This is a genomic window from Actinocorallia herbida (genome assembly GCF_003751225.1).
Classification (GTDB): Bacteria; Actinomycetota; Actinomycetes; order Streptosporangiales; family Streptosporangiaceae; genus Actinocorallia; species Actinocorallia herbida.
In genome coordinates this window covers 9434167-9446232 of sequence record NZ_RJKE01000001.1, presented here as the reverse complement: position 1 = coordinate 9446232, position 12066 = coordinate 9434167, and the positions used below count along the sequence as shown (strand labels likewise).

Sequence of the window (12066 nt, the reverse complement as noted above, 5' to 3'; positions counted from 1 at the left end):
GAACGTCCCGCAGGCCACGCGCCGGCCCGCGGGGGTTCCCTGCCCTACTCCTCGCGCAGGCCGTCGATCAGATTCGTCCAGGCGCCGGGCGGCAGGCCGAGGAAGGGACCTCGGGGATGGTACGAATCACGAACCATGATCATGCCGTCACAGGGCGCGACCTCGACACAGTCCGGCTGGTTCCCGCTCGCCGAACTCTTGCGCCAGGGAAGCCTGGAAAGACGATCCGGCTGAGCGGCCATCCGGCGCTCCTCCCATTTTCTCGCGGTGTGCCCCCGTGCTCCGAGAATTCGGAAGTGCTGACACGGAATGAGTCAGGGCGCACAACGACCCATCCCGTGGAAGATTGTCTAAGAAACTGGATGATTTGACCAGAATCTTCCACAGGATGTCGAGAGAAATACCGCTATGTCTCGTCGAGCTCGGCGGCCACCTCCAGCATCAGTTCCAGGGACTTCTCCGGCGGCAGGGCCTCGTCAATGATCTCGGCATAGAAGCCGCGGTAGTCATTGACGAAGTCGGGGTCGGAGGCGAGCTGGCTGGCGCCCTTGGGGCCTTCGATGTAGAGCACGTCGTCGAGCGGACCGTCGAACTCCAGCAGGTTGAACCCCAGGACGCGCAGGCCGGGGTGGTAGCCGGCGCTGAACGGCACGACCTGGAAGGTGATGCGCGGATCAGTGTTCGCGCGCTCGACCGCGTGCCGGATCTGCCGCTGCTGCACGCCGGGGTCGCGGTTGACGCCGATCTGCCGCCGGAGCACCGCCTCGTCGACGATGTAGTGGCACCGCGGCTGATCCGCGCGCTCGGCGAGATGCCGCTGGCGGTCGAGCTTCAGCCGGACGCCCGGGCTGTTCAGGGCGACGCCCGGCTCGGAGCCCGCGTCGGGCTGGAGGACCTCGGCGTAGTCCGGAAGCTGGAGCAGGCCGGGAAAGACCGCGGAGTGGTAGTTGCGGAGGTACGACGCGCCCGACTCGTATCCCACGAAGGTCAGGTACTGGTCTCCCAGCATCCCCCGGTACCCGGTCCACCAGCCCTGGGATCGCGCGCCGCGCGCCAGTTCCTGCAGGCGCTCCTGTTTGGACTCCGACGCCACTCCGTAATGGACGAGCAGGGCGGTCAGATCAACGCGGGTGATGCCGGTTTTGCCGCCTTCGATCCGGATCAGCTTCGACGGATGCCACTCCAGGGCCACCGCCACCTGCTCCTGCGTGTATCCGGCGTCTTTCCGCGACCGCACGAGCTCTTCTCTGAGCAGCGCACTCTCCACCACCGGGCCCTGTCCACTGGGCATGAAGACCGATCACCCTCCGTAATTGCGATGGATAGCGAAATGCCAGGTAGCACATCGCCATCCCACACCCCCGGACCGTCATTGGTACGAGGTGGTTGACATACGTTCTCAGGATCCTTGCACAGCCACCATCAACGGCGGCGTCAAACCGCTGCCTAATCTGGTTACGATCTGATTCATCACGGTATGATGACTTCCACGATGCAACCTAGCAGATGATGCCATGGCAGCCCCGAACCAAGATCATCTCACTTACCGCAGCCACCGACGGAACCACCGAACGCCCCGCACACGTCGTAACGAGAACGACACTCCACCCGTATCGGATCAGAACCCGTCCCGGCTCTCCCGGAGCACTGTGCAGCCGAGGGAGCACATATCGTCGCCCCGAAGCCGACCGCCCCACCCTTCCAGCGCATTCCCTGTCGCCAAACCGAGATGCGCGCCGAAGGGCGGGGCGATCCATTCATCCGCAGTACTCGAACGGGAACTCACATGAGCCAGCCTTCCGACTTGACCTGCGCAATCGACCCTTCCGAGCACATCCAGTCTACGCGCGGGCACACGACCCCGACCAGTGCCGGAAAATCTCACGAGAGGTTTCCGGCACATGTCCGGGCCGCCTATCCCGTCGCTTCGGCGGCCCTCCCCGGAGAGCCGGCCTCCGCGCTCCTGCGCCGTCTGCCCGGCTCGCCGACCCTGACGGACGGAAACGCGCCGCCCCGGCGCGACGCCCCGCTCTCGGCGCTCCTGCGACGGCTGCGGCGGCTGCCGTGGCCGGAACAGGACGCCGCCGCGCTCTGGAGCCGCCTCGCGGCGAACTGGCCCGCGGTCCCACGGGAGGACGGCATCCGGGCGTTCGTGCGCCCGCGGGTGCGCGACCTGGTCCCGGCCGCGAGCCCCGAACCGGTGCTGCGGGGCTCCGTCGTCACCGTCTCCTCGCCCGGTCCCGGCGTCTTCACGGGGCAGAACTGCTCCATCCTCATGATCGACATCACCGGGTTCAACCAGGGGTGCCGCACCGACATCGACCGGCTGGACCTGCGCGACGTCATCTACCGGGGGTTGCGGGCCGGGTTCGAGCGGGCCGGGATGCCGTGGGCGGACTGCCATGTGGAGGACAGGGGAGACGGCGCCCTCGTCGTCGTCCCGCCGCACATCCCGACCCGGCTGCTGCTGCGGCCGCTGGCGGACCTCGCCGAGATCGTCCACCGGCACAACCTCGACGCGCTCCCCGGCGGACGGCTCACGGTCCGGGCCGCGCTGAACGTGGGGCCCGTCGTCGCCGACGCCCAGGGCCTGGTCGGCGGCGAGATCAACGGCACGGCCCGCCTCCTGGACGCGCGCGTCCTGAAGCGGCGGCTCGCCGAGAGCGGCGGCGCCGTCGGCGTCATCGTCTCGCGGTTCGTGTACGACACCGCGGTCCGCCCGCTGCCGTCCTTCTGCGCGTTCTACCCCGTGCGCTTCCAGGTGAAGGAGACCCGCGCGACCGGGTGGGTCGCCTTCCTGTAGCCGGACGGGGCCGGCGCCGTCCTCCGGCGGCGCCGGCCCGCCGCGCCTACTCAAGGGCAGGCGCACCCGGGGACCGTCCAACGTGTGACGGTTTGGTCGGGATGTTCCTCGACCACGACGGAGCCCTCGCACAGCATGACGACCAGGGGAAGGCCCCGGCCGCTTTCGGCCAGCTCGTCGAAGTCCAGATCTCCGAAGCCCGGATCGGCCGCCGGATCGGCGAGGCGGCGCATCTCGGTGACGGTCCCCTGGGTGAAACCGACGTGGCCGGACGGCGGCATGCGGTGCACGAGCCTGCCGGTGAGGAAGCCCGCGACATGGCCCACGGTGAGGGTGGCGTCGCCGGGCAGGCCGTGCACCACGCAGTTGCCCAGCAGTTCGGAGACCACGACGAGGTAGTCGTCCCGCGCCCCGCACGCGTCGGGCAGGGTGCGCCGGACCCACGACCGGGCCTCGGCCACCCGGGCGGCCTCGGTGAAGAAGGTACGCTCAGCCGCACCCGGCGGGGCGGTCACGAGTCCTTCGTCGAAGGTCATGGCTCACAAGGTAAGGAGCGGTGGCACAGCCGGTCCAGCCGGTTTCTCATCGTTTCTTCACGGCATCGCCGCCTCGATGAGCGCACGCGCCTCACGGCCGTAAGCGGACGCCTGGGCAAGCCGTTCGAACGTTCCCAAATACGCCTGTACGTCGCTCGGCTGGCGGTTCCGGATCTGTCCGGCGACCAGATCGGGACGAACCTCGCGTGCGTCATAGATCCAGAAGCCCTCCCACGGCCATACCGCCCGCGGCGCGCGCAGCGGCAGCACGCCGAGCACCACGTTGGCCGACCGCCCGTCGGTGAACGCCAGCAGCCGGCCGAGCTGGGCGCGCATGCCGGCGGGCGGCAGCATCGGCGCGTGCAGGGCGGCCTCGGAGACGATGAACGAGAACGTCTTCGTGCCGTCGCCGAGGTGGCGCTGGTGGGACTGCCGCTCCCGGGTGGCGTCGGCGACGTCGTCGGGGATCTGCCGGAACCGCATGATCGCGGTCAGATGGGCGGTGGTGTAGTCGCGGGTCTGGAGCAGCGACGGGATCGGCGCGTGCTGGAAGATGCGGAACTCGCGGGTGTCCTCGTACAGGCCGTGGAACGAGCTCTGCACGGTCCGCAGCCCGCCCTGCTCCATCCGCCGCCACTGGATGTACAGGCCGTCCAGGTTGCGGACCGCGGCGATCAGCTCGGGGATCTGGTCGGGGTTGCCGGTCGCCTGGCACCAGACCCGGATGTCCTCTTCCGTAGGCGTCTGACGGCAGTTCTGGATCTTGGAGACCTTCGACTTGACCCAGCCCACCTCCGCGGCGAGTGACGTCACCGTGTGGGGCGACTGGGTCAGCAGCTGCCTCAACTGCGAGGCGAGGATCTTCGATGCCTCGTCCGCGCGCTCCTTGGTCGTCGGCATGTTCCCGACGGTACGCCGGTTGTTTCTCTTTGTCCCCGGCTGTTTCCGACCCGTAGCGAGAAACCCGTGCACGCCCGTCAGTCGAGCCGCGCGAAGTCCTTGACGTGCAGGACCGCGGTGCCCGTCTCGTCGGAGGCGGCGAGGTCCACGTCGGCGGTGAGCGCCCAGTCGTGGTGGCCCGCGGGGTCGGCGACGATCTGGCGGACGTGCCAGACGCCGGCCTCCTCGGTGATCTTGAGGAACGCGGGGCCGCGCGCGTCGGCGCCGGTCGGGAGCTCGTCGTGCTCGTCGAAGTACTCCTCGACGGCGTCCTCCCAGTCGGCGTGGTCCCAGCCGGTGCCGAGACCCTCCAGCTCGCGGTAGGAACGGCGGGCGGCGAGCTGGAGGTGACGGAACGCCGCGTTGCGCACCAGCACGCGGAACGCGCGCGGGTTCGCGGTGACCGCGTTGGTCTTCTCCTCCAGCGGCTGCTCGGCGTCGAGCGTGGGGTTGGCGAGCTGCTCCCACTCGTCGAGGAGGCTGCTGTCGACCTGCCTGACGAGTTCGCCCAGCCACTCGATGAGGTCCTGGAGCTCCTCGGTCTTCGCCGCGTCCGGCACGGTCTGGGCGAGCGCCTTGTAGGCCCCGGCCAGGTACCGCAGCACGATGCCCTCGCTGCGGGCCAGCTCGTAGTGGTGCACGTACTGGGAGAAGGTCATCAGCCGTTCGGACAGGTCCCGCACGACGGACTTCGGCCGGAGCGGGTGGTCGGCGACCCACGGGTTGCCGCGCGCGTAGATCTCGAAGGCGCCGTCGAGGAGGTCTTCCAGGGGCTTGGGGTAGTCGACCTCCTCCAGCAGCTCCATGCGCTCCTCGTACTCGATGCCGTTCATCTTCATCTCCGCGACCGCCTCGCCCTTGGCCTTGTTGAGCTGGGCGGCGAGGATCTGGCGCGGGTCGTCGAGGGTGGCCTCGATGACGGAGACGACGTCGAGCGCGTACGCGGGCGCCTCCTTGTCGAGCAGTTCGAGCGAGGCGAGCGCGAAGGTGGACAGCGGCTGGTTGAGCGCGAAGTCCTCCTGAAGGTCGACGGTGATGCGCACCCAGCGGCCGTCGGCGTCGGGGACGGTGAGCTCCTCGACGATCCCGCCCGCGCGCAGCGACCGGTAGATGGCGATGGCGCGGGAGATGTGGCGGCGCTGCGCGGCGCGGTCCTCGTGGTTGTCGGTGAGGAGCTTCTTCATCGCCTGGAACGCGTTGCCCGGCCGGTTGATCACCGACAGCAGCATGGTGTGGCTGACCTCGAACCGAGAGGTGAGCGGTTCGGGCTCCGCGGTCTGGAGGCGGGTGAAGGTCTCCTCGTCCCAGGAGACGAAGCCCTCCGGCGGCTTCTTGCGCACCAGCTTGCGCAGCTTCTTGGTGTCGTCGCCCGCCTTGAGCACGGCCTTGTGGTTCTCCACGATGTGGTCCGGCGCCTGGCACACGACGTAGCCGACGGTGTCGAAGCCGGCCCGCCCGGCCCGCCCGGCGATCTGGTGGAACTCACGAGCGCGCAGCCGGCGCACCCTGCGGCCGTCGTACTTGGACAGCGCGGTGAACAGCACGGTGCGGATCGGCACGTTGACGCCGACGCCGAGGGTGTCCGTACCGCAGATGATCTTCAGCAGCCCGGCCTGCGCGAGCCGCTCGACCAGCCGCCGGTACTTGGGCAGCATGCCCGCGTGGTGCACGCCGATCCCGTGCCTGACCAGGCGCTCCAGGGTCTTGCCGAACGAAGTGGTGAAGCGGAACCGGCCGATCAGCTTGCCGATCTCGGCCTTCTCCTCCTTGGTGCAGACGTTGACGCTCATCAGCGACTGCGCCCGCTCGATCGCCGCCGCCTGGGTGAAGTGGACGACGTAGACCGGGGCCTTCTTCTCCATCAGGAGGTGCTCGATCGTCTCGTGCAGAGGCGTGAGCTTGTAGGCGTACTCCAGCGGGACCGGCCGGGTCGCCGAGCGCACGACCGCCGTCGGACGGCCGGTGCGGCGGGTCAGGTCCTTCTCGAACATCGCGACGTCGCCGAGGGTCGCCGACATGAGCAGGAACTGGGTCTGCGGCAGCTCGAGCAGCGGGATCTGCCAGGCGACACCGCGATCGGGCTCGGCGTAGAAGTGGAACTCGTCCATCACGACGAGGCCGATGTCGGCCCGGTCGCCCTCCTGGAGCGCGATCGCCGACAGGACCTCGGCGGTGCAGCAGATGATCGGCGCGTTCGGGTTGACCGAGGCGTCGCCGGTCATCATGCCGACGTTCTCGCTGCCGAACTGCTCGACCAGGTCGAAGAACTTCTCCGACACCAGCGCCTTGATCGGCGCGGTGTAGAAGCTGCACTCGTCGCGGGCGAGCGAGGCGAAGTGGGCCCCGGCCGCGACGAGGGACTTGCCGGATCCGGTCGGCGTCGCCAAGATCACGTTGGCGCCGGTGACCAGCTCCATCAGGGCCTCCTCCTGAGCCGGATAGAGGCTCAGGCCGCGCTGCTCGGTCCACCCGGCGAACGCCTCGAACGCCTTGTCGGGATCGCCGTCTTCGGGAAGCAGGTCGTGGAGGTTCACCCTTCCATGATGGGTCATCCCCAGACCGCGCCGACCTCCTCGGCGACCTCGGCCGCCTGCGCCCTTCCGGCCTCGAAGGCGGGCACCCAGAGACGGCCGTCGAGGATGTCCACGCCGAACAGCTCGATCGCCGTCCGGTTCGGTCCGATCGTCGCGATCTTGGCGTCGCCCAGCGCGGCGATCTCCCTGGCCAGCACGGGCCTCGGCGTCATGTGCGCCATGGGCTCGACGATGACGATCTGGTCATGGCCCGCGGCGAGGTCGGCGTTGCTGACCGAGCGGACCCCTCCGTCCATGTAACGGCGGCCGTTGATCACCACGGGCGGGAAGACCGCCGGGACCGCGCAGCTCGACGCGACGGCCAGGGGCAGCGGCACCCCGGACGCCCCCGTCCAGATCTGGAAGGCGCCGTCCGCGGTGTCACAGGCGGTGATCCGCAGATCCCGCGCGGGCCACTCGTGGCTGGACAGCCGCTCGCCGATCTGGGCGAGCCGCGCCCCGTCCCCGGTGACGGTCAGCGCGAGCTCGCCGACGCGGCGCCGCGCCTCCTGCGGGTCGAGGTCGGGATCGCCGTACATGAGGGCGAAGGCCTGCATGACCTTCTCCATGTCGATGGCCTCGGCCTCCGCGGCCTCGGCTTCGGCCTCGGCCACCGCGGCGATCTCGGTGGCGAGATCGACGCCCTGGGCGACCATGGTGCCGACGACGGAACCCGCGGAGGTGCCGACGATGAGGTCGGCCTCCCCGAGGTCGACCCCCGCCGCGCGCAGGCCCGTGACCAGGCCCGCCTCCCATCCGATGCCGGCGATGCCGCCGCCGGCCAGGACCAGTGCTCTGCTCATGCCCCCCAGTGTCGCGCAGAGGTCACGCGTCGATCCAGGCGGGGTCGTGCGGCAGAGCACCCATTCCGGGCGCGAACGACCCCTCGGGGAAGCACGCCCAGGCCCGGGTGTTGGTCTCCTTGACCTCGATGGAGACCGGCCGGTAGCGGTCGGCGAAGCGGAGTCCGGAGACCACCTCGCCGAAGACGAAGGCCGAGACGATCACGCCGAGGTCGGCGGTGGTGGCGGCCAGTTCCTTCTTGAAGTCGGGCGCGTCGAGGGCGCGGTGCAGCTGGTTGGCGGCCCGGCCGACGAGACCCCGCCCGTCGTGGATGACGTGCCCGGCGTCGACGGACATGCGCATCCGCAGGCGGGACGCCTCGGCCGCGCGCCGGTTGTGGTCGGCCAGGAGCTTGTGCAGGTGGCCGACCAGCGGGTCGATCAGCTTGACGGTGGGCAGCCCGGCGGGCAGGGCCATGAGGATGCCGTCGCCGCGGTCCTCCCGGTGGCTCTGCACCCACGGCAGCCTGCCCTGGTCGAACGCCTGTTCGACCAGCGTGTACATGGTGTCGCGCAGGTAGAGCATGTCCTCGTGACTCCGCGCCAGGTCCCCGAAGGCGCAGATGTCGAAGGCGAGCAGCGCGTGCAGGCCGCCCTCCGGACGGACCCGGCCACCCCGGGCGCCGTCGGTGCAGGTGGTCGGAGAATTCCCTCGTCTAGTTTGGTGAGACCGCTTCATTACCCAGCCATCCCCTGGTTCTGCTTCTCAGGTGTTGCCCCCAGAACGTGGATAAGACGCAACAAACCGGCGATCGGCTCCATCCCAATGGTTGGGATGTTTGGATTGAGTTCGACAAAGCGACTCCGAGGAGGAACGAATCCATGTCCGGGCCGCTCTGGCGCGACATCTCCGAGACGCTGCGCAGCCGCATCGAGTCCGGTGAGCTGGCGCCCGGCGCCCAGCTCCCGACCGAACAGGACCTCATGGAGGAGTTCGGCGCCGGCCGCAACACGGTCCGCCAGGCCCTCCAGCCCCTGATCCAGCGCGGCATGGTCACCGCCCAGCCCGGCCGCGGCACGTTCGTCACCGAGAAGATCGACCCGTTCGTCACCACGCTGACCGAGAACCCCAGGACGGGCTTCGGCGGCGGCGAGGGCGCCGCGTACATGTCGGAGGCGAGCCTCCAGCAGCGGCTGGCCCGCAACGGGCCGATCAAGGTCGAACTCCAGATGGCGACCCCGTACATCGCCCGCGGCCTCGGCGTCGAGCCGGGCACCCCGATCGTCAGCCGGCATCAGGAGCGGTTCATCGACGGGCGGCCGTGGTCGCGGCAGTCCTCGCACTACCCGATGACGCTGGTCGAGGCCGGGGCCGCGCTGCTGCTCCAGGCGGTCGACATCGACCAAGGCCCGGTCGCCTACCTCGAGGACGTCCTGGGCATCCGCCAGGTCGGCTACCAGGACCTCGTCCTCGGCCGCCCCGCCCACCCCGACGAGGCCGCGTTCTTCCGGCTGTCCGGACCCGGCAGCCTGGTCTTCGAGCAGCGCCGCACCGCGTTCAGCATCGACGGCCGCCGCATCCGCCTCACCGTCACCGCCTACCCCGCCGACCGCAACCGCTTCCTCATCAATGAGGGGATCGTCCCCGAAGACGCGATGAGCCCCCCGCCCTCGAAGGAGCGGAGCTGAACGGCTCATCGCGTCTTCGATCGGCCGTGGCCGACACAGCGCGCTGAGCCCCCCGCCGGTGACGGCGGGGGGCTCAGCGGAGTCCGTGTTCTCCTTAGGCTCTGGCCGCGGCGCGGACCGGGCGGAGCAGGTCCAGCAGGCGCGGCCCGGGGTGCCCGAGCTTCTCCAGCATCCGCGCGGTCTCCGCGGCGGTGAGCCGGTCGGCCGGGTCCTTGCGGAGCAGGCCGTCGATGACCGGACGCAGCGGGCCCGCGTTGCGCGGCGGCGTGTGCTCGTCCACCAGGACGGCGAGCATCGACGCGAGCGCCCCGGCACGTCGGTAAGGCGGACGCCCGTCTACGGCGGTGTAGAGCGTGACGCCCAGGGACCACAGGTCTGAAGCCTCCGTGAGTCTGTCGTTGCGCGCCTGTTCCGGCGACACGTATGCCGGGGAGCCCTCGAGGACTTTCAGGTCGGTGTCCTCGGTGTGGATGGCGAGCCCGAAGTCGGTGAGGACCACGCGTCCGTCGGGGCACACCAGCACATTGCTCGGTTTGACGTCCCGGTGCAGGAGTCCGGCCGCGTGCGCCGCGCGCAGCACCGCGCACAGCTGACGGCCGATCTCGGCGGCCCGGGCCGGATCCAGCGGGCCCTCCTCGTCGATGACCTGTTGCAGGTTGGGCGCGTCGACGAACTCCATGACCAGCCATGGCCGACCGCCGGCGACGAGCACGTCGTGCACCGCCGCCGTGCCGGCATGGCTGAGCCGCGCCATCGACCGCGCCTCCCGGGTGAGCGAGCGGCACAACTCACGCCGCCGCTCGGTGTCCGCCCCCAAGGGGAGCAGTATCTCTTTGACCGCGACCACCCGGTCGAGGACTTCATCGTGGGCGCGCCACACTACGCCCATGCCTCCACGGCCTCGCTCTTCAAGCAGCCGGTAACGCCCCGCGACAAGAATTGGTCCGACCCCCGTCTCGCACGTCCAGCACGCTCTCTGTCTTCTGCTCTTGCCCGTTTTGCGAGGATGGAATGGTCGGGTGATCTTCAAGACTCGGGCAGTTTTCGGCCGCGTCGCGACAGCCACCAGGCCCAGACGAGGCCGCCGAGCGGGATTTCCACGACATACGTGAAGAAGCTGTACAGCAGCACGGCGGTGGCCGCCGCGGACGCGTCGAGCCCGAAGTGCACGAGCACCGCGGCGGTCCCGGTCTCCGAGACACCGGTCCCGCCGGGGGTGAGCACCACGCTCGTCAGCACCCGGTTGAGCGCGAAGGCCGCGACGGTCTCGGCGAGCCGCGGCGGCTGCCCGACCGCCCACAGGCACGCGTAGAACAGCACGCCTTGGAGCAGGAGGTATCCCGTCATGCCGAAGGTGAGGGTCTTCCAGCCGGTGCGCAGCACGTCGAGGGTCTCGGCGCGGATCCGCAGCAGGGACGCGCCGAGGCCGCGCAGCAGGGCCGCCGCGCGGTGCGGGACGTGGTCGGCGAGCGCGCGCAGCCGGGCGTCGACCCAGCGCGCGACCCCCTCGAACCGCAGCGCGACACCGAGGAGCACCGCGCACCCGGCGAGCAGCGCGCCCGCCGACGCTGCAGCGGCGCCCAGCTCGCGGTTGGGCGCCTCGCCGATGGCCAGCAGGGCGGCGATGCCGACCGCGGGCAGCAGCAGCCTGCCGAAGACGTTCCAGACCCCGCTGACCAGCGTCGAGACCGCCACGGACGCGGCCGGGAACCCCCAGCTCCCGGCCATCGCGAAGGTCGCGGCGACCCCGGCCGCCCCGCCGAACGGGAGCAGGTTGCTGACCGCGCTGCCCGCCGCGTTGAGCTGGAACGCCTGCCCGTGCCGCAGGCCCGGCAGCGAACCCGTCAGGACGAACGTGTACAGGCCGAGCCCGGCGAGCCACAGCACCACGAGCAGGGCGGCCTGGCCCGGGCCGAGCGCGCCGAGGCCCGCCGCGATGGCCGTCCAGTCGGCGCCGACGAGCCGGGGCATCACCGCGATCAGCCCGACCGCGAGGGCCAGCGAGGCCGCCGACAGGACGAGCCTTCTCACCGCCGCACGTAGTACTCGGTGCCGAGCGCCAGCCTGAACAGCGGCCCTGGCAGCCTGCACAGCACGGCCAGGAGGCGAGGGCCGCCGGTACCTTGGCTGGCGTGCGCGGCCATCGCGGCGCGCTTCGCGGCGGCGAAGCGGCGGACGTCGACGCGATGGCTGATCATTGAGCCGGGTGTGTATGCCTGCCTCCAGCCGTCCAGCGGGAACAGCGCTGCCAGCGGGCGCAACCACCGCCACAGCCGGTCCCGGTCCACCGTCGCCTCCAGCACCACGGGGGTGCCCGCGGCGCGCGCGGCGGCCACCCCCACGCGGTGCACCTGCACATGGTCGGGATGGCCGTAGCCGCCCCGTTCGTCGTAGACCGTCAGCAGGTCGGCGTCCTCCTCCGCGAGGATGCGCGCGAGCATCGCGGCGGGCTCCTCGACCGGGCGCGTGGCGAACCCGCCGGGCGCGCAGCCGTCGAGGCCCGAGTCGGGGTAGCCGAGCGGGACGACCCGGGCGCAGCCGAGGATGCGCGCGGACTCTTCGAGCTCGCGCAGCCGCAGCGGGCCTAGCGCGCGGGTGCGCAGCCCTGAACGGCCCAGCTCCCCCGCGGTCGCGACCACGAGGACGACCCGGTTGCCTTCCGCCGCGAGCCTCGCCATGAGGCCCGCGGTCAGCAGCGCCTCGTCGTCGGGATGGGCGTGGAAGAAGACGCAGGTGCGCATGAA

12 protein-coding genes are annotated in these 12066 nt (G+C 70.4%); 2 read left to right on the top strand and 10 right to left on the bottom strand.

Going from position 1 to position 12066, the window contains the following annotated elements; all coding sequences use genetic code 11:
• Positions 1 to 44: 44 nt before the first annotated feature.
• Positions 45 to 242 (bottom strand): DUF397 domain-containing protein, encoded by a 198-nt coding sequence (locus EDD29_RS43065; protein ID WP_123669884.1) that lies wholly within the window; start codon positions 240 to 242, stop codon positions 45 to 47.
• 164 nt (positions 243 to 406) lie between these two features.
• Entirely contained in the window at positions 407 to 1291 is an 885-nt protein-coding gene (locus EDD29_RS43060) for a helix-turn-helix domain-containing protein (protein ID WP_123669883.1), read from the bottom strand.
• A 513-nt stretch (positions 1292 to 1804) separates the two neighbouring features.
• On the opposite strand from EDD29_RS43060, the gene EDD29_RS43055 reads away from it, so the two are divergent.
• Positions 1805 to 2803, top strand: coding sequence for a hypothetical protein (locus EDD29_RS43055; RefSeq protein WP_148086294.1), 999 nt, complete (start codon positions 1805 to 1807; stop codon positions 2801 to 2803).
• A 50-nt stretch (positions 2804 to 2853) separates the two neighbouring features.
• Here the strand turns inward: EDD29_RS43055 and EDD29_RS43050 are convergent, their stop codons facing one another.
• From EDD29_RS43050 to EDD29_RS43030, 5 genes are all read right to left on the bottom strand, one after another.
• Entirely contained in the window at positions 2854 to 3339 is a 486-nt protein-coding gene (locus EDD29_RS43050) for an ATP-binding protein (protein WP_123669881.1), read from the bottom strand.
• Positions 3340 to 3396: 57 nt separating this feature from the next.
• Positions 3397 to 4239 (bottom strand): Scr1 family TA system antitoxin-like transcriptional regulator, encoded by an 843-nt coding sequence (locus tag EDD29_RS43045; RefSeq protein ID WP_123669880.1) that lies wholly within the window; start codon positions 4237 to 4239, stop codon positions 3397 to 3399.
• Positions 4240 to 4316: 77 nt separating this feature from the next.
• The gene (locus EDD29_RS43040; RefSeq protein WP_123669879.1) at positions 4317 to 6812 is read right to left on the bottom strand and encodes a DEAD/DEAH box helicase; all 2496 of its coding nucleotides are present in this window, start codon (positions 6810 to 6812) and stop codon (positions 4317 to 4319) included.
• A 14-nt stretch (positions 6813 to 6826) separates the two neighbouring features.
• Complete coding sequence (locus EDD29_RS43035) at positions 6827 to 7654, bottom strand: patatin-like phospholipase family protein (protein WP_123669878.1); 828 nt, start codon at positions 7652 to 7654, stop codon at positions 6827 to 6829.
• A 22-nt stretch (positions 7655 to 7676) separates the two neighbouring features.
• Complete coding sequence (locus EDD29_RS43030; protein WP_148086293.1) at positions 7677 to 8372, bottom strand: hypothetical protein; 696 nt, start codon at positions 8370 to 8372, stop codon at positions 7677 to 7679.
• A 143-nt stretch (positions 8373 to 8515) separates the two neighbouring features.
• Here EDD29_RS43030 and EDD29_RS43025 point away from each other — a divergent pair, with 143 nt between their 5' ends.
• Complete coding sequence (locus tag EDD29_RS43025; RefSeq protein ID WP_123669876.1) at positions 8516 to 9322, top strand: GntR family transcriptional regulator; 807 nt, start codon at positions 8516 to 8518, stop codon at positions 9320 to 9322.
• Between the two features lie 94 nt (positions 9323 to 9416).
• Here the strand turns inward: EDD29_RS43025 and EDD29_RS43020 are convergent, their stop codons facing one another.
• The 3 genes from EDD29_RS43020 to EDD29_RS43010 are packed head-to-tail and all read right to left on the bottom strand — an operon-like array spanning position 9417 to position 12063.
• Entirely contained in the window at positions 9417 to 10388 is a 972-nt protein-coding gene (locus tag EDD29_RS43020) for a serine/threonine-protein kinase (protein WP_281281007.1), read from the bottom strand.
• Complete coding sequence (locus EDD29_RS43015; protein WP_246053316.1) at positions 10349 to 11353, bottom strand: lysylphosphatidylglycerol synthase transmembrane domain-containing protein; 1005 nt, start codon at positions 11351 to 11353, stop codon at positions 10349 to 10351. The genes EDD29_RS43020 and EDD29_RS43015 overlap by 40 nt, the downstream gene beginning before the upstream one ends.
• A complete protein-coding gene (locus tag EDD29_RS43010) occupies positions 11350 to 12063 on the bottom strand; it encodes a PIG-L deacetylase family protein (protein WP_123669874.1) in 714 nt (237 codons plus the stop codon). The genes EDD29_RS43015 and EDD29_RS43010 overlap by 4 nt, the downstream gene beginning before the upstream one ends.
• Positions 12064 to 12066: the final 3 nt, after the last annotated feature.